The organism is Flavobacterium sp. N1994, from assembly GCF_025947145.1.
Lineage (GTDB): Bacteria > Bacteroidota > Bacteroidia > Flavobacteriales > Flavobacteriaceae > Flavobacterium.
The window spans coordinates 894,644-912,354 of the sequence record NZ_CP109999.1 but is presented as its reverse complement, the minus strand read 5'-3'; the positions used below and the strand labels follow the sequence as shown (position 1 = coordinate 912,354).

Annotated in this window: 11 protein-coding genes, 5 tRNA genes and 3 rRNA genes; 7 read left to right on the top strand and 12 right to left on the bottom strand. The window is 39.7% G+C overall.

Annotation, left to right across the window (positions count from 1 at the left end; translation table 11 throughout):
- Positions 1-51: 51 nt before the first annotated feature.
- The 9 genes from OLM53_RS04225 to thrS all read right to left on the bottom strand — a co-directional run bounded on the left by OLM53_RS04225 (position 52) and on the right by thrS (position 5,996).
- Positions 52-813, bottom strand: a complete 762-nt coding sequence (locus OLM53_RS04225; RefSeq protein ID WP_264521802.1) for a C40 family peptidase — start codon at positions 811-813, stop codon at positions 52-54.
- Positions 814-868: 55 nt separating this feature from the next.
- Positions 869-2,047: an acetyl-CoA C-acyltransferase gene (locus tag OLM53_RS04220; RefSeq protein WP_264521801.1), complete on the bottom strand. Its 1,179-nt coding sequence runs from the start codon at positions 2,045-2,047 to the stop codon at positions 869-871.
- Positions 2,048-2,219: 172 nt separating this feature from the next.
- Positions 2,220-2,293: transfer RNA gene (locus OLM53_RS04215), tRNA-Arg, on the bottom strand.
- A 34-nt stretch (positions 2,294-2,327) separates the two neighbouring features.
- Positions 2,328-2,402 (bottom strand) — tRNA-Pro (locus OLM53_RS04210).
- A 4-nt stretch (positions 2,403-2,406) separates the two neighbouring features.
- Positions 2,407-2,491: transfer RNA gene (locus tag OLM53_RS04205), tRNA-Ser, on the bottom strand.
- A 288-nt stretch (positions 2,492-2,779) separates the two neighbouring features.
- Positions 2,780-3,124 (bottom strand): 50S ribosomal protein L20, encoded by a 345-nt coding sequence (gene rplT / locus OLM53_RS04200; RefSeq protein WP_126745177.1) that lies wholly within the window; start codon positions 3,122-3,124, stop codon positions 2,780-2,782.
- Between the two features lie 125 nt (positions 3,125-3,249).
- Positions 3,250-3,447, bottom strand: coding sequence for a 50S ribosomal protein L35 (gene rpmI, locus OLM53_RS04195; RefSeq protein WP_011921545.1), 198 nt, complete (start codon positions 3,445-3,447; stop codon positions 3,250-3,252).
- 25 nt (positions 3,448-3,472) lie between these two features.
- Positions 3,473-3,973, bottom strand: a complete 501-nt coding sequence (gene infC / locus OLM53_RS04190; RefSeq protein WP_264522416.1) for a translation initiation factor IF-3 — start codon at positions 3,971-3,973, stop codon at positions 3,473-3,475.
- A 76-nt stretch (positions 3,974-4,049) separates the two neighbouring features.
- Positions 4,050-5,996: a threonine--tRNA ligase gene (thrS, locus tag OLM53_RS04185; RefSeq protein WP_264521800.1), complete on the bottom strand. Its 1,947-nt coding sequence runs from the start codon at positions 5,994-5,996 to the stop codon at positions 4,050-4,052.
- Between the two features lie 624 nt (positions 5,997-6,620).
- On the opposite strand from thrS, the gene OLM53_RS04180 reads away from it, so the two are divergent.
- The 5 genes from OLM53_RS04180 to rrf all read left to right on the top strand — a co-directional run bounded on the left by OLM53_RS04180 (position 6,621) and on the right by rrf (position 11,677).
- Positions 6,621-8,130, top strand: a 16S ribosomal RNA gene (locus OLM53_RS04180).
- 87 nt (positions 8,131-8,217) lie between these two features.
- Positions 8,218-8,291 (top strand) — tRNA-Ile (locus OLM53_RS04175).
- Positions 8,292-8,383: 92 nt separating this feature from the next.
- Positions 8,384-8,457 (top strand) — tRNA-Ala (locus OLM53_RS04170).
- 103 nt (positions 8,458-8,560) lie between these two features.
- A 23S ribosomal RNA gene (locus OLM53_RS04165) occupies positions 8,561-11,443 on the top strand.
- A 124-nt stretch (positions 11,444-11,567) separates the two neighbouring features.
- Positions 11,568-11,677, top strand: a 5S ribosomal RNA gene (gene rrf / locus OLM53_RS04160).
- The 16S, 23S and 5S rRNA genes sit together here with 2 tRNA genes alongside, the layout of an rRNA operon.
- 177 nt (positions 11,678-11,854) lie before the next feature.
- On the opposite strand, the gene OLM53_RS04155 is transcribed toward rrf, so the two are convergent.
- The 3 genes from OLM53_RS04155 to OLM53_RS04145 all read right to left on the bottom strand — a co-directional run bounded on the left by OLM53_RS04155 (position 11,855) and on the right by OLM53_RS04145 (position 14,063).
- Entirely contained in the window at positions 11,855-12,379 is a 525-nt protein-coding gene (locus OLM53_RS04155) for a hypothetical protein (protein WP_264521799.1), read from the bottom strand.
- A gap of 167 nt (positions 12,380-12,546) precedes the next feature.
- Positions 12,547-13,191: an endonuclease III domain-containing protein gene (locus tag OLM53_RS04150; RefSeq protein ID WP_264521798.1), complete on the bottom strand. Its 645-nt coding sequence runs from the start codon at positions 13,189-13,191 to the stop codon at positions 12,547-12,549.
- Between the two features lie 8 nt (positions 13,192-13,199).
- Positions 13,200-14,063 (bottom strand): alpha/beta fold hydrolase, encoded by an 864-nt coding sequence (locus tag OLM53_RS04145; protein WP_264521797.1) that lies wholly within the window; start codon positions 14,061-14,063, stop codon positions 13,200-13,202.
- A 76-nt stretch (positions 14,064-14,139) separates the two neighbouring features.
- Between OLM53_RS04145 and OLM53_RS04140 the strand changes: the two genes are divergently transcribed.
- Both OLM53_RS04140 and OLM53_RS04135 read left to right on the top strand, forming a co-directional pair.
- Positions 14,140-16,080, top strand: coding sequence for an alpha-1,4-glucan--maltose-1-phosphate maltosyltransferase (locus OLM53_RS04140; RefSeq protein ID WP_264521796.1), 1,941 nt, complete (start codon positions 14,140-14,142; stop codon positions 16,078-16,080).
- A gap of 2 nt (positions 16,081-16,082) precedes the next feature.
- Complete coding sequence (locus OLM53_RS04135; RefSeq protein WP_264521795.1) at positions 16,083-17,705, top strand: maltokinase N-terminal cap-like domain-containing protein; 1,623 nt, start codon at positions 16,083-16,085, stop codon at positions 17,703-17,705.
- Positions 17,706-17,711: the final 6 nt, after the last annotated feature.

Sequence of the window (17,711 nt, the reverse complement as noted above, 5' to 3'; positions counted from 1 at the left end):
AAGTTTTAGAAATCTAAAATAAATAAAAAAAACCGAAACTAATGTTTCGGTTTAAATGATTTTTTTGATGACACGCAAACGGTGTGTGTGTCTGTTTTGTTCAGCATTGTATATTCCTAAGTGGTCTAATCTATCAATTCTAACTTTACCACTGGCGTGAATGATATAATTGTTTTCCATAATGATGCCCACATGGATGATCCTTCCTTCTTCATTGTCAAAGAAAGCCAAATCTCCTGGTTCACTTTCCTCAATAAAACTCAAAGCATCGCCTTGTGTTGATTGTTGAGAAGCATCTCGTAATAATTTATAGCCATTCAGTTTATAAACCATTTGCGTAAAGCCTGAGCAATCCACTCCAAAAGGCGTTTTGCCACCCCACAAGTAAGGCGCATTCAAATACAAATAAGCAGTAGCAATCAACTCTGATTTTGCTTTCACACCACTGGCTCTCATGCCTTCAAATTCGAAACCTTCCCTGTTAATTTCGCTATGATTTAAAAAAGAAAGGGAAGCGCCTAGTGGAATAGGTAACAAGATGTTTTTGGCATTGGTTACATAGTCTACCAAATCGGAGTTAAGGATGATAGCATCTTTAGATAAGTCTTTGAAATTCTTTTCAGATATAACTTGGTACTGTTTTGAATCGACCCAACCTTCATAATCATCATACTGCAATTTGATTTTGGACCATTGATTTTGGGTCTCGGTAATTTCAAAATGCTCACCAAACAAAACTTGCGAAACGATTTCGCTTCGGTCACTAGGTTCGGCTCGTAACGGAATTATAGCAAGATTACAAATGGCAAACATTCAGATATAATTGATAATGGATAATTGATAATTGTTAATTATCAATTTTAATTATTTAAGCTCTTTCAATAACAATAGCAGAGGCGCCACCACCACCATTACAGATAGCTGCTGCACCAATTTTGGCGTTATTTTGTTCTAAGACATTGATTAGAGTTACTATGATTCTAGCTCCAGAGCACCCTAGAGGATGTCCTAAAGATACCGCTCCACCATTTACATTTACTTTATCATTAGCCAAACCAAGAATTTTAGCATTGGCTAAACCTACTACAGCAAAAGCTTCATTGAATTCGAAATAATCAACATCTGAAACAGCTAAACCTACTTTGTCTAATGCCTTTGGTAAGGCTTTAGCAGGAGAGGTGGTAAACCATTTTGGCTCTTGTTCTGCATCAGCGTATGATTTGATATAAGCTAATGGTTTTAAACCTAAGGATTGTGCTTTTTCTTCACTCATTAAAACTAAAGCAGCTGCTCCATCATTAATAGTAGAAGCATTGGCTGCTGTAACAGTTCCTTCTTTGGTAAAGACAGCATTTAGGGATGGTATTTTATCTAATTTCACATTAGTGAATTCTTCGTCTTTAGCAAAAACAATCGGTTCTCCACGACGTTGAGGAATAGAAACAGGAACTACTTCATTATTGAATTTCCCAGCTTCCCAAGCCTTAGCAGAACGCTCATACGATTGAATAGCGAAAGCATCTTGCTCTTCTCTTGATATTTTATATTCGGCAGCACACATATCGGCACAAACTCCCATTGCATTGTTATCATACGCATCTGTCAATCCGTCTTTCTGCATTCCGTCGATCATAGAGGTTGGACCAAATTTAACGCCATTTCTCAAATGAACGTAATGGGGAATCAAACTCATGTTTTCCATTCCGCCCGCCACAACGATATCAGCATCTCCTACCATGATAGCTTGAGCACCTTGCATCACAGCTTTCATTCCAGAAGCACACACTTTGTTAATGGTAGTGCAGGGGATAGTATCAGGTAAACCAGCAAAACGAGCCGCTTGACGAGCAGGAGCTTGTCCTACGCCAGCCTGAACTACATTACCCATTAAAACTTCGTCTACTAAGTTGGGGTCTAAATTAATTTTATCTAAGGCACCTTTGATGGCAACGGCACCTAATTGGGTAGCAGTAACAGTGGATAATGATCCCATAAAACTTCCAATAGGGGTTCTAACTGCTGAAACGATAACTACTTTTTTACTCATGATGAAGGGTTTGTTGTTTGTACTGCAAAACTAAACTTTTATTGCAAATTATGGAATTGAAAGCCTTATAATATTTAACTTAAAAAGTTTTGAAATAGAATATGATAGGGGAAGGGAATTCATTACCTGAAATAAAAAAACCATCAAGTTACTATAACAAGATGGCTTTATGTGATCCCAGAAGGATTCGAACCTTCGACCTACGCATTAGAAGTGCGTTGCTCTATCCAGCTGAGCTATGGAACCCTTAAATAGTTTTTGCATAAAAACTACTAAAAAGTCGGGGTGGCAGGATTCGAACCTGCGGCCTCCTGCTCCCAAAGCAGGCGCGATAACCGGGCTACGCTACACCCCGAATGCGGAGAGACAGGGATTCGAACCCTGGCGACAGTCACCCGTCGACAGTTTAGCAAACTGCTCCATTAACCACTCTGGCATCTCTCCAAATTCAATATATAAAAATAAGAACTTTTCTCTTTAAGCGGTTGCAAATGTAACAGTTCATTCTATAATTTACAACTATTTTATTTCTTTTTTTAACGAATAAAACAAATATTTATAAAACGAGTTCACTCTCAATACACTAGCCATTGTTGATTTTTGCTATTTCTAATAATTTGCGAACAATTGTGCTTAGAATTCTAGAATTTGCACGGTATTAAATAAAAAAAATCCCAATCTTTCGACGGGATTTTTTTATTATAAGTAAGTTAAATAAGGTTGTACAAACGTTTATTTTACTTTTTTAAGTACTGCTTTGAAAGCTTCTGGGTGATTCATTGCTAAATCCGCAAGAACTTTACGGTTCAATTCGATACCGTTAGCTTTTACTTTACCCATAAACTGTGAATAAGACATTCCTTCTAGACGAGCTCCAGCGTTGATACGTTGAATCCATAAAGCACGGAAATTTCTTTTGTTCACTTTTCTATCGCGGTAAGCATAGCACATAGCTTTCTCCACCGCATTTTTAGCAACCGTCCAAACGTTTTTACGACGACCAAAGAAACCTTTGGCTTGCTTCATTATCTTTTTTCTTCTTGCTCTTTTAGCAACTGAATTTACTGATCTTGGCATAATTTTTCTGTTTTTTTGTAGCAGGCGTCCCGAATTTAATCAAGGGAACTTTATTGGCCATACTCCAAGGTTATTAAATAATTTGTAACCTAAAGAATTCTAATTTATTATCAAATGATGATGAATTAGATAATTCTTAATTGTTGTTTGATACTTTTCTCATCTGTTTTGTGAACCAAAGCAGAGTGTGTCAAAGCCAATTTACGCTTTTTAGATTTTTTAGTCAAGATATGACTTTTAAAAGCGTGTTTTCTCTTGATTTTTCCAGAGCCAGTTACTTTGAATCGCTTCTTAGCACTGGATTTTGTTTTCATTTTAGGCATTTTTTCCTAGTTTATTTAATTTAACTTACTTACTTTTCTTTTTTGGAGCAATGAACATAATCATTCTCTTTCCTTCTAGAACCGGCATCGCTTCGACTTTTCCGTATTCTTCTAAATCTTGTGCCAAACGCAACAATAAGATTTGACCTTGTTCTTTATAGATGATGGAACGACCCTTAAAAAATACAAATGCTTTTAATTTGGCACCTTCTTTAAGGAACTTTTCAGCATTCTTTCTTTTAAATTCATAATCGTGCTCATCTGTCTGTGGACCAAAACGAATCTCTTTTACAACAATTTGTGTAGATTTTGCTTTTAGTTGTTTATCTCTTTTCTTTTGTTCATAAATAAACTTCCCATAATCCATCAATTTGCATACAGGAGGAACGGCATTGGGAGAAATTTCTACCAAATCTACTTCTTGCTCTTCAGCTAAACGCAAAGCTTCAGAGAATTTAAATACTCCTGGCTCAATGTTTTCTCCTACTAAACGGACTTCAGAAACACCACGAATTAAATCATTAATTCTATGTGCTGCTGTTTTTTCTACTCGAGGTTGATATCCTCTGTTGTTTCTAATTGCTATGGCTTTATTATTTTAGTTAAACTTCAAATGTTTTTAATGTTTTGGCAATTTCTTCGTTTACAATTCTTGCAAATTCTTCAATTGTAACCGTAATATTCCCTTTTCCTTCTTGACCGTGACGACGAACAGATATGGTTCCGTTTTTCTCTTCTTCCTCTCCAACTATCAGCATAAACGGCATTTTCTGAACTTCAGCTTCTCTGATTTTCTTTCCAATCGTCTCGTTGCGGTTGTCAATTAGGGCGCGAATTTCGTGATTTTCTAGCAATTCTAAAACTTTTTTCGCATAATTTTCATATTTCTCGCTCAAAGACAATATTATAGCTTGCTCTGGCATCAACCATAATGGGAAATTTCCAGCCGTATGTTCCAGTAAAATAGCGATAAAACGCTCCATCGAACCAAAAGGTGCACGGTGAATCATCACAGGGCGATGTAATTTGTCATCCGCTCCTTTGTAAGTTAATTCGAAACGCTCTGGAAGGTTATAATCTACCTGAATGGTTCCCAATTGCCATTGTCTTCCCAAAGCATCTTTTACCATGAAATCCAATTTCGGGCCATAGAAAGCAGCTTCACCATATTCAATAACGTAATTCAACCCTTTGTCTTTTGCAGCACTAATGATAGCACTTTCTGCTTTTTCCCAGTTTTCGTCGCTGCCAATATATTTATCTCTATTCTCTTGATCTCTCAACGAAACTTGAGCTGTAAAGTTTTCAAATCCTAATGAGCCAAAAACATACAGTACCAAGTCAATTACTTTTTTAAACTCAGAATCTAATTGATCTGGTGTGCAAAAAATATGGGCATCATCCTGAGTAAATCCACGAACGCGTGTCAAACCATGCAACTCTCCTGATTGCTCATAACGGTAAACGGTTCCAAATTCAGCATAACGCTTTGGCAAATCTTTATAAGACCAAGGCTTGTTATTGTATATCTCACAGTGATGTGGACAGTTCATAGGTTTTAACAAAAACTCTTCACCTTCTGCAGGAGTATGAATCGGTTGAAAACTATCAGCACCATATTTAGCATAGTGACCTGATGTAACATACAATTCTTTTTGTCCAATATGTGGAGTAACTACTTGTTCGTATCCTGCTTTTTTCTGAGCCCTTTTTAAGAACTGCTCTAATCTATCTCTTAAGGCAGCTCCTTTAGGTAACCATAATGGTAGACCTTGACCCACTTTTTGAGAGAAAGCGAATAATTCCAATTCTTTCCCAAGTTTTCTATGATCACGACGTTTCGCTTCTTCCAATAATTCTAAGTAATCGGTCAAATCTTTTTGCTTAGGGAAGGAAACTCCATAAACTCTTGTCAATTGCTTATTCTTTTCATCACCTCTCCAATAAGCTCCTGCCACACTCATGATTTTCATGGCTTTGATAATTCCAGTATTCGGAATATGGCCACCACGACACAAATCAAAGAAATTAGCATGATCACAAAACGTAATCGTTCCGTCTTCTAAATTCGAAATCAATTCGGTTTTATATTCGTTATCTTTATAAATAGCTAAGGCTTCTGCTTTTGAAACCGGACGCATTTTAAATTCATGTTTCTCTCTCGAAACTTCTAAAACGCGGTCTTCAATTCTCTTAAAGTCCGCATCAGTAATTTTTTGATCACCAAAATCCACATCATAATAAAATCCATTATCAATGGCAGGACCAAGTGTTAACTTGATTCCTGGAAATTGCTCTTCTAAAACCTGAGCCATTACGTGTGAGGTCGAATGCCAAAAAGCTTTCTTTCCTTCTTTGTCATTCCACGTATATAATATAAGAGAACCATCGGTGGTTAATTCCGTTTCCGTTTCAACTGTTGTACCATTAAAAACAGCCGAAATCACATTTCGCGCTAATCCTTCACTGATGCTTTTTGCAACATCCATGGGAGTTGTGCCTTTCGCAAACTCCTTAACCGAACCGTCAGGTAGTGTAATCTTTATCATTCCTAATATTTTATGGACTGCAAATATATAAGATTACCAAAACACATACAACACTAGTAGTATATTATATTAATGTATTTATTAGGAGCAGAGCGTCTGTGGTCATCAGGAACGTGTCGTCCCGCTATCCGTTCTATCTTTTTCCTTTAAAAAAGGAAAAAGGATGCCACTACTATCGGGGCTAGTGATGACTTTTGGTTTTCATCAGGAAGTAGTTTTTAGTAGTACTCGACGAATGGTAATTGTAAAACACAAGTTATCAACATCTTAAAAAAAGATGGAAAAAAGGGCAAATTTTATTTGGATTGAAAGAAATAGAGTTCTTATATTTGCACCCCGCAAGAGAGGAAAAGTTCATTGAAGACTGAAAAAACGAGGAATTAAAATAATTCAAAAATAATTTTAAAAAGCCTTGTTAGTTAGAAAAGAATAATTACTTTTGCACCCGCTTTGAGAATGAAAGCGGTATTAAAAAAGAAGAACACGTTCATAGACATATTGAATTGACAGCCGTTTCGAAAGAGATTTCGAAACAAATAAAGAGAGTAAGAGAATCGCAAGATTTGAAAAAGCCTAGCCTTTGTCTACATTACGATGCAGATAGCGATATCAGCATAACAATATACGATGAAGAGTTTGATCCTGGCTCAGGATGAACGCTAGCGGCAGGCCTAACACATGCAAGTCGAGGGGTATAGTAGCAATACTAGAGACCGGCGCACGGGTGCGTAACGCGTATGCAACCTACCTTTTACAGGGGAATAGCCCAGAGAAATTTGGATTAATGCCCCATGGTGTATTTAAGTGGCATCACTTGATTACTAAAGTTCCAACGGTAAAAGATGGGCATGCGTCCTATTAGCTAGATGGTAAGGTAACGGCTTACCATGGCTACGATAGGTAGGGGTCCTGAGAGGGAGATCCCCCACACTGGTACTGAGACACGGACCAGACTCCTACGGGAGGCAGCAGTGAGGAATATTGGACAATGGGCGCAAGCCTGATCCAGCCATGCCGCGTGCAGGAAGACGCATCTATGGTGTGTAAACTGCTTTTGTACGGGAAGAAACACTCCTACGTGTAGGAGCTTGACGGTACCGTAAGAATAAGGATCGGCTAACTCCGTGCCAGCAGCCGCGGTAATACGGAGGATCCAAGCGTTATCCGGAATCATTGGGTTTAAAGGGTCCGTAGGCGGTTTGATAAGTCAGTGGTGAAAGCCCATCGCTCAACGATGGAACGGCCATTGATACTGTCAGACTTGAATTATTAGGAAGTAACTAGAATATGTAGTGTAGCGGTGAAATGCTTAGATATTACATGGAATACCAATTGCGAAGGCAGGTTACTACTAATGGATTGACGCTGATGGACGAAAGCGTGGGAGCGAACAGGATTAGATACCCTGGTAGTCCACGCCGTAAACGATGGATACTAGCTGTTCGGAGCAATCTGAGTGGCTAAGCGAAAGTGATAAGTATCCCACCTGGGGAGTACGTTCGCAAGAATGAAACTCAAAGGAATTGACGGGGCCCGCACAAGCGGTGGAGCATGTGGTTTAATTCGATGATACGCGAGGAACCTTACCAAGGCTTAAATGTAGATTGACCGGTTTGGAAACAGATCTTTCGCAAGACAATTTACAAGGTGCTGCATGGTTGTCGTCAGCTCGTGCCGTGAGGTGTCAGGTTAAGTCCTATAACGAGCGCAACCCCTGTTGTTAGTTGCCAGCGAGTCAAGTCGGGAACTCTAACAAGACTGCCAGTGTAAACTGTGAGGAAGGTGGGGATGACGTCAAATCATCACGGCCCTTACGCCTTGGGCTACACACGTGCTACAATGGACGGTACAGAGAGCAGCCACTGGGTGACCAGGAGCGAATCTACAAAACCGTTCTCAGTTCGGATCGGAGTCTGCAACTCGACTCCGTGAAGCTGGAATCGCTAGTAATCGGATATCAGCCATGATCCGGTGAATACGTTCCCGGGCCTTGTACACACCGCCCGTCAAGCCATGGAAGCTGGGGGTACCTGAAGTCGGTGACCGTAAGGAGCTGCCTAGGGTAAAACTAGTAACTGGGGCTAAGTCGTAACAAGGTAGCCGTACCGGAAGGTGCGGCTGGAACACCTCCTTTCTAGAGACGATAAAAAGGACTAGACCTTAAATTAGAAATTCAATTACTCTCGCTGTTAGTTCAAATATTATAATAAGCAAAATACAGAGTCTCGTAGCTCAGCTGGTTAGAGTACTACACTGATAATGTAGGGGTCCCCAGTTCGAGTCTGGGCGGGACTACTTTGTTTAGCTTGTTTAAGGAAATTTTAGAGGTTGAGTGACCGTTTGAAGTACTGTTAACTGAAAACTGTTAACTGTCCACTAAATAGAACGGGGGATTAGCTCAGCTGGCTAGAGCGCCTGCCTTGCACGCAGGAGGTCATCGGTTCGACTCCGATATTCTCCACAGCCGCTAACGCGGAAAAGTTCATTGACATATTGAGATAAGAAAATAATAACAAAGTAGAAAGAACACGCTCTCTATGCAGTAATGTGTAGAAGCAAAAGTACAATAAGCAAAATAAGGGCGTATGGGGGATGCCTAGGCTCTCAGAGGCGAAGAAAGGCGTGATAAGCTGCGAAAAGCTACGGGGATTGGCACACACGAATTGATCCGTAGATACCTGAATGGGGCAACCCGGCATGTTGAAGACATGTCACTCCGATAGGAGAGCAAACCCGCTGAACTGAAACATCTAAGTAGGCGGAGGAGAAGAAAACAAAAGTGATTCCGTAAGTAGTGGCGAGCGAACGCGGATTAGCCCAAACCAAAGTTGTTACGGCAATTTTGGGGTTGTAGGACCACGACATTTCTTGCGGATTGAATTAGAATAACCTGGAAAGGTTAACCGAAGAGGGTGATAGTCCCGTATAAGTAAGAGAAGATAAGGATAGTGGTATCCTGAGTAGGGCGGGGCACGTGAAACCCTGTCTGAATTTGGCGGGACCATCCGCTAAGGCTAAATACTCCTGAGAGACCGATAGTGAACCAGTACCGTGAGGGAAAGGTGAAAAGAACCGTGAATAACGGAGTGAAATAGATCCTGAAACCATACGCTTACAAGCGGTCGGAGCCCTTTCGTGGGGTGACGGCGTGCCTTTTGCATAATGAGCCTACGAGTTAACGTTGCTGGCAAGGTTAAGGTATTAAGTACCGGATCCGTAGCGAAAGCGAGTCTGAATAGGGCGCTTTAGTCAGTAGTGTTAGACGCGAAACCGTGTGATCTACCCATGGGCAGGATGAAGCTGTGGTAACACATAGTGGAGGTCCGAACCGGTTGACGTTGAAAAGTCTTCGGATGACCTGTGGGTAGGGGTGAAAGGCCAATCAAACTCGGAAATAGCTCGTACTCCCCGAAATGCATTTAGGTGCAGCGCAAGTGTTAAAGTTATATAGAGGTAGAGCTACTGATTGGATGCGGGGGCTTCACCGCCTACCAATTCCTGACAAACTCCGAATGCTATATAATGTTTACTTGCAGTGAGGGCATGGGTGCTAAGGTCCATGTCCGAGAGGGAAAGAACCCAGACCATCAGCTAAGGTCCCCAAATATATGCTAAGTTGAAAAAACGAGGTTTGTCTGCCCAGACAGCTAGGATGTTGGCTTGGAAGCAGCCATTCATTTAAAGAGTGCGTAACAGCTCACTAGTCGAGCGGACGAGCATGGATAATAATCGGGCATAAGCATATTACCGAAGCTATGGATTTATACGTAAGTATAAGTGGTAGGGGAGCATTCTAACAGGGTTGAAGGTGTGTCGTAAGGCATGCTGGACTGGTTAGAAAAGAAAATGTAGGCATAAGTAACGATAATGCGGGCGAGAAACCCGCACACCGAAAGACTAAGGTTTCCTCAGCTATGCTAATCAGCTGAGGGTTAGTCGGGTCCTAAGGCGAATCCGAAAGGAACAGTCGATGGCCAACGGGTTAATATTCCCGTACTACTGTTAATTGTGATGGGGTGACGGAGTGATGAAAGCGCCGCGAACTGACGGAATAGTTCGTTAAAGTACCTACCTATAAGAGCCGCAGGCAAATCCACGGCTTTTGGGGAAATACGATAGTACACGGAGTCTTCGGACAAAGTGATAGTGCGCCTAAGGGCTTCCAAGAAAAACCTCTAAACTTAGATTAACAGTACCCGTACCGTAAACCGACACAGGTAGTCGAGGAGAGAATCCTAAGGTGCTCGAGAGATTCATGGCTAAGGAATTAGGCAAAATAGACCTGTAACTTCGGGAGAAAGGTCGCCAGCAGCAATGCTGGCCGCAGTGAAAAGGTCCAGGCGACTGTTTATCAAAAACACAGGGCTCTGCAAAATCGTAAGATGAGGTATAGGGCCTGACACCTGCCGGTGCTGGAAGGTTAAGAGGAGATGTTATCTTCGGAGAAGCATTGAATTGAAGCCCCAGTAAACGGCGGCCGTAACTATAACGGTCCTAAGGTAGCGAAATTCCTTGTCGGGTAAGTTCCGACCTGCACGAATGGTGTAACGATCTGGACACTGTCTCAGCCATGAGCTCGGTGAAATTGTAGTATCGGTGAAGATGCCGATTACCCGCAATGGGACGAAAAGACCCTGTGCACCTTTACTATAGCTTAGTATTGGTCTTGGATAAGTGATGTGTAGGATAGGTGGGAGACTATGAAGTGGCGTCGCTAGGCGTTGTGGAGTCATTGTTGAAATACCACCCTTTGCTTATCTGAGGTCTAACCCCGCGTATGTGGGGGACATTGCTTGGTGGGTAGTTTGACTGGGGTGGTCGCCTCCAAAAGAGTAACGGAGGCTTCTAAAGGTTCCCTCAGCACGCTTGGTAACCGTGCGTAGAGTGCAATGGCATAAGGGAGCTTGACTGAGAGACATACAGGTCGATCAGGTACGAAAGTAGAGCATAGTGATCCGGTGGTTCCGCATGGAAGGGCCATCGCTCAAAGGATAAAAGGTACGCCGGGGATAACAGGCTGATCTCCCCCAAGAGCTCATATCGACGGGGGGGTTTGGCACCTCGATGTCGGCTCGTCACATCCTGGGGCTGGAGAAGGTCCCAAGGGTTGGGCTGTTCGCCCATTAAAGTGGCACGCGAGCTGGGTTCAGAACGTCGTGAGACAGTTCGGTCTCTATCTATTGTGGGCGCAAGAAATTTGAGTGGATCTGATTCTAGTACGAGAGGACCGAATTGGACAAACCTCTGGTGTATCTGTTGTTCCGCCAGGAGCACCGCAGAGTAGCTACGTTTGGAAGGGATAAGCGCTGAAAGCATATAAGCGCGAAACCCACCACAAGATGAGATTTCTTTTAAGGGTCGTGGAAGATGACCACGTTGATAGGCTATAGATGTAAAGGCAGTAATGTCATAGTCGAGTAGTACTAATAACCCGTAAGCTTATGTACACGCTTGCGCCTCGAAAGAGGCGCAGCACTCTTTGTTACTTGAAAATTGTTATTTCTTTATCTCAGTATGTTAAGATATTGTGTAATGTTGATTGATTAAGTCAATCACCTTTGCAAAACCTTTTAAGGTGGTTATTGCGTCGGGGCTCACCTCTTCCCATCTCGAACAGAGAAGTTAAGTCCGACTGCGCAGATGGTACTGCAGTTATGTGGGAGAGTATGTCGCTGCCTTTTTTTAGAAACCCTATCCTAACGGATGGGGTTTTTTGTTTTATATAAATTTTTAGAAAAAATTAATTAAAGATAGTCGAACAGAGAAGTTAAGTTATTGGCGAACTGAAGTTCGCGTACCTGACTGCCACTGGCAGTCCTCCTTTTAATTTCAAATCTTTTTTTAGAAACCCTATTCATTTATTTGGATAGGGTTTTTTGTTTATAGTTATTGGCGAACTGAAGTTCGGGTACCTGACTGCCACTGGCAGTCCTCCTCTTACTATCAAAGGTTCTCGATATAATTCCGATTGCATCGAAATCACTCGAACTGACGTGGAGAGCCAATATTCTTTCGATGTAAGTTAAATATCTTTCGGCGTAAGTCGAATATCTTCTGATGTAGGTTGAATATCTTCCGATAGAAGTCAAATATCGTCTGATGTAGGTTAAATATCTTCCGATGTAAGTCGAATATCTTCCGATGTAAGTTAAATATCTTTCGGCGTAAGTCGAATATCTTCTGATGTAGGTTGAATATCTTCCGATAGAAGTCAAATATCGTCTGATGTAGGTTAAATATCTTCCGATGTAAGTCGAATATCTTCCGATGTAAGTTAAATATCTTCCAATGTAAGTCAAATATCTTCCGATGGAAGTTAAATATTCTCTGATGGAAGTTAAATATTCTCTGATGGAAGTCAAATATCTTCTGATGGAAGTCAAATATCCTTTGATGGAAGTTAAATATCTTCTTATGTAAGTTAAATATCGTCTGATGGGAGTTGATATTTGGTTTAATAGGATGTCTTGTTTTATGACTATTGCGTGAGGGATGGGAGCGAGTACCGTGTACTGTGGACAGCCCGACCCGAAGGGGCACGCCCATGTTTCTAAATAGTCTTTAATGGATATTTACAGTCATTTTGAAGAGGACATTCGGGGCATTTTGGTTTGGATGGTCTACAGGTTTCCCTTCCAAGGAAAGAGATTGCCATACCGATTTCGCTCCATATATCTTTGGGTAACGCCTGCATTAAGAGTTTTTCTGCTTTAATACCATCTGCGGTTTCAGGAATGATTCCTATTCTGGGTGCTACTCTTATAACGTGTAAATCGGCTATAATTCCTTCGGCTGGCGCATTGGTTTCACGCATAATGACATTGGCAGATTTTCTTCCGATTCCTTTTAAGGCTGTTAATTCGACCATGGTTTGTGGAATATTTTTGTCTTCTTTAAGAGTTTGAGCAATCTCCAATATCCAAGAAGCTTTTGAATTGAAATTGGTAACCTTAGAAACATAGGGAAGTAAAGTTTCTAGGTTTATCTGTGTTAACGATTCCAAACTTGGAAATGCTTCAAAGAGTTGTGGAGCTATTTTATTAATGTTGGCATCGGAATCACGTGCTGATAAAATCACCATTACCATCAGTTGATAGGTATTTTGATAGTCAAGAGGATGTTTTTTGCCTTGGTATTTTTGAATTAGTGGTTGCAGTTTTTCTGCCCAGTGATTGGTTTGGTTAAATAGTTCCATGATGTTTTTTACTTTGAAATAAAGTTAAGCATACTTTCGTTTACTTTTTTGTCTCCTAAAATTTTTCTGTGTCCTAATTTTTCGGTGATGAGAAGGCTTCCGTTTTTTAAATTAGAATGGATATTATGCGCAGCCTTTACAGCTATTTCATCATCATTTTCATCATGAATGACTAGCACTGGAATTGCTATAGATTGAGCCGCAAAGCTAGCAGAATACTTTTCCATAGGTTCTCCAAATTTCTTTTCAAAATGAGCTTTCATTATGTAGGCGATTTCGGGTTTTAGTTTTAATTTTAAAACAAAGGAATCTAAAATGTCCTGAATAATATCTCCGCTCCCAATGATTACTGCTTTTTTAACCTCCAAACCTTGTTTGATGGCGTTCAGTATAGACATGCCTCCTAGGGAATGACCAACAGCAAATTCGAACGGACCAAATTGTTTTTCTATCTCTAAAATAGACGCTATGAATTCGGGCATTAGAGTTGTTTTACTGCCTGATTTTCCGTGGGCTGGTGCATCAAAACTAATGGTTGAAAATCCATTTTGAAGTAATTCATCAGCGATTTTCACTAGTTGGGTTCCGCGTCCTGACCAACCGTGAACTAGGAGTATTTTGTGTTTACCTTCTCCGTAGTGATAAACATTTATTTCTTTATTGATTTTGGGGATCCATAGCTTTTGTTGTTTACTATCCCGTTCCATGTGTAATTCTCTCTTCGGAATACTGTGTTTTAGTGGCGTTGTGAATAGTTTTGCAGCAAAAAGCGTTGCTAATTTCTTAGAAATTGCTTGTAATAATTTAGCGGTTACGGTAATTGCTTTAGGAATTTGCAATGATTGATTGGGTATGCTGACTTTTTTTGTCATTTCAATAAAATTATAGTGCAATTTATAACTTATTATATTTTTTTCTAAATTACAACTTCCTAAAAGTACAACTAAAATGCAAAACCAAACCCGAATAATAATTGAAAATGTTTCTCCACAACTTGACGGTGGAGCTTTTTTTATCAAAAGAATTGTAGGTCAAAAAGTAACTGTTACTGCTAATGTTTTTTCTGATGGTCATGATGTCGTAGCCTGTAGTGTAAAATTTAAACACGAAAAAGAAAAGAAGTGGCAAGAGATTAGAATGGTTGAAACAGGGAATGATGAATGGATAGCCGAATTTAAAGTAGACAAACAAGGATTCTATTCCTATTTTGTAGAAGGTTGGGTGGATTATGCTTTGAATTGGCAACACGGAACCCAACGAAAAATTGAAGATAATCAATATGTAAAATCAGAATTATTAGAAGGGGCTGAATATTGTGAAGCTATTCTAAAAGAGGTTAGTAAAGAGGAGAAAGCCTATTTGACTTCCGCTATCAAAGCATTTCAAGATGAAAAACAATACGATAAGGCAGTAGCTATTGCTTTGTCAGCAGAATTGCATCATATATTTAAACAGTATCCAACACGAACATTAGCCAATGCTTCTGCAGAATTGAAGGTATATGTAGATAGAAAAAAAGCTTTATTTAGTACGTGGTATGAATTTTTTCCTCGCTCGGCATCCCAAGAAAAGGGAAAGCACGGCACTTTTAAAGACTGTGAAAAATTGTTGCCAAGAGTGGCTGCGATGGGATTTGATACTTTGTATTTTCCACCAATACATCCTATTGGTGAAGTGAATCGAAAAGGGAAAAACAACGCTACCAATGCACAACCTGGAGATGTTGGTTCGCCATGGGGAATAGGTTCTAAGCATGGTGGACATAAATCGACGCATCCAGAATTAGGAACAATTGACGATTTCAAATCCTTAGTTAAAACAGCAAAAAAACTAAATATTGAAGTCGCTATGGATTATGCTTTACAAGCTGCTCCAGATCATCCGTATGTAAAAGATTTTCCACAATGGTTCAAATGGCGTCCAGACGGAACTGTGCAATATGCTGAAAATCCACCTAAGAAATACCAAGATATTCAACCTATTTATTTTGAAAGTGGTGATTGGAAAAACCTTTGGAAAGAGTTATTGGATGTAGCTTTATTTTGGGTAGAAGAATGTGATATCAGAGTATTTAGAGTCGATAATCCACATACCAAACCATTTTATTTTTGGGGTTGGCTTATTGCCGAAGTGAAGAAAAAGCATCCTGATGTATTGTTTTTGGCGGAAGCTTTTACTCGACCTAAAATTATGCATGAGTTGGCTAAACAAGGGTTTACACAATCCTATACTTATTTCACATGGAGAAATACCAAAGCAGAGTTGATTGAATATGTGGAAGAATTATCTAAAACAGAACAAAAGGAATTCTTCCGACCTAACTTTTGGCCGAATACTCCAGATATATTGCCGTATGCTTTGCAAAGCGGACATGAAAGCGTTTACCTTCACAAATACTTTTTGGCTGCGACTTTAAGTTCTAGTATTGGAATTTATGGACCTGTTTATGAGTATATGATTTCGGAAGCTATGCCTGGAAAAGAAGAATACCACAATTCCGAGAAATATGAATTTTATAATTGGGATTGGTCAGTTCAGAATAAATTGATTACCGTTATTTCTCGATTGAATAAAATTAGACACGAGCAACCTTCCTTGCAACAAACCAATAACATCCAATTTTGTGCTACCGACAATGATCAAGTTTTGGCATATTACAAATATGATGATGATAAACTAGATGAAACGTTAATGATTTGCAGTATTGATCCTTATTATGCAAAACAAGCATGGGTTCAATTGCCTTTGCAAGCTTTGGGAGTTCATCCGGGACAACCAATTAAAGTGATTGAATTGATTACTGGAAACAGTTACATTTGGGATAAAGAATGGAATTTTGTCGAATTAAATCCAGCCTTGCCCTTCCATTTATTTAAAATTGTGAAATAGTCATGGAAAACGATAATCAAGATACTTTTTCAACTCCATTTATTTTCAAAACTGACTGGAAATCAGCCTTTGAAGATGAAGAGTTTATCAAAGTATTCTCCTCGGATATTTTAGAGAATTACATCATCAATAAACGTTGGTATGGCGGAAAAGCAAGTACGTTAAAGTATATTGAAGTAGTAGATCATTTTAAAATTACTTCCAAGAAAAACAGCTATTACGGCGTGCTTTTGGAAGTCAACTTCAAGGAAGCTTTTTATCAGCATTACTTTATGCCTTTGGCTTTTATGTCAGAGGAAGAATTAGACACCAGTACTATCATTGCACCTGTAAAAATGGGCAAACAGAATGGTTTTTTGGTAGACGCTTTGCATCAGGAAGATTTCAGAAAATTGCTTTTTGAAAACATCGTTCAATCCAAAGAAAACAAAGAATTTAAATTGGTTTTCCATAAAGGAGCCAAGTTTGAAGATAAGGAATACAAATCCTCCAAATTCATGGGGTTAGAGCAAAGCAATACTTCCATTATTTATAATGATGCTTTTGTTCTTAAGATTTTCCGTCGCATTTATGTTAGTACCAATCCAGATTATGAAATCAGTCGTTTCCTAACGGAGCGAATGCATTTTGAAAGCTCACCAGCTTATACAGGAAGTATCAATTTAGCTTTACCAGAAGGTAACATTACTTTGGGTTTAATGCAGGAATTAGTGCCTAATCAAGGCGATGCTTGGAAGTTCATGTTGGAAGAAGTGGATGGCGTTTTTAGCAATTTGAAAACCAAGAAAATCAAGATTGACAAGCTACCCGATATTCCTTTATTCAAAAGATTAAAAATAAATGAAATTCCACCTGAGATTATTGATTGGGTTGGATTGAGTTTGTTTCTTCGTTTGCAAACCTTGGCCAAACGTACTGCAGAAATGCACATTGCACTTGGAGGCGATATCCATGACACAGCTTTTACACCAACGACTTACAACGGAGATTATACCGTTTGGTTAAAAAACCGAATGTTGTATCAATTCCAAAACCGATTAAATATTATAGAAAATAGTTTGCATAAGTTAGATGGCTTGGCTTTAGAGTTGGCGCATCAGTTTATGGAAAACAAGAAGCTAGTGCGTAAGCATTTTGTAGATTTCGACTGGACGAAAATGAAATCAGAACGTATCCGAATTCACGGCGATTATCATTTGGGACAAGTCTTAGTGAATGGCGATGATTTTTATATTCTAGATTTTGAAGGCGAACCAGAAAGCACCATTCGGGACAGAAAAGTGAAGCAACCTCCGTTAAAAGATGTGGCAGGATTGTTCCGTTCGTTTCATTATGCTATATATGCTACGATTTTCAATAATAAAGACAAATATCCGTATGATCAAGAGCATCTTTTCAAAGCCGCCGAAATATTGTTTAACTACTTCGTTGGGGTCTTTTTGGAAACCTATGTAGAGAAAGCACAAGCCGGGAATCTGAACATTGGGTACAACCATGAAATTGATTTTCTACTTAAATATTGCTTGATAGAAAAAGCAGTTTATGAATTGGGTTACGAACTCAACTCAAGACCACGATGGGCAGTGATTCCGTTGCGTGGCATTCAGAGTATTATGGGGTATTAGGAGCGA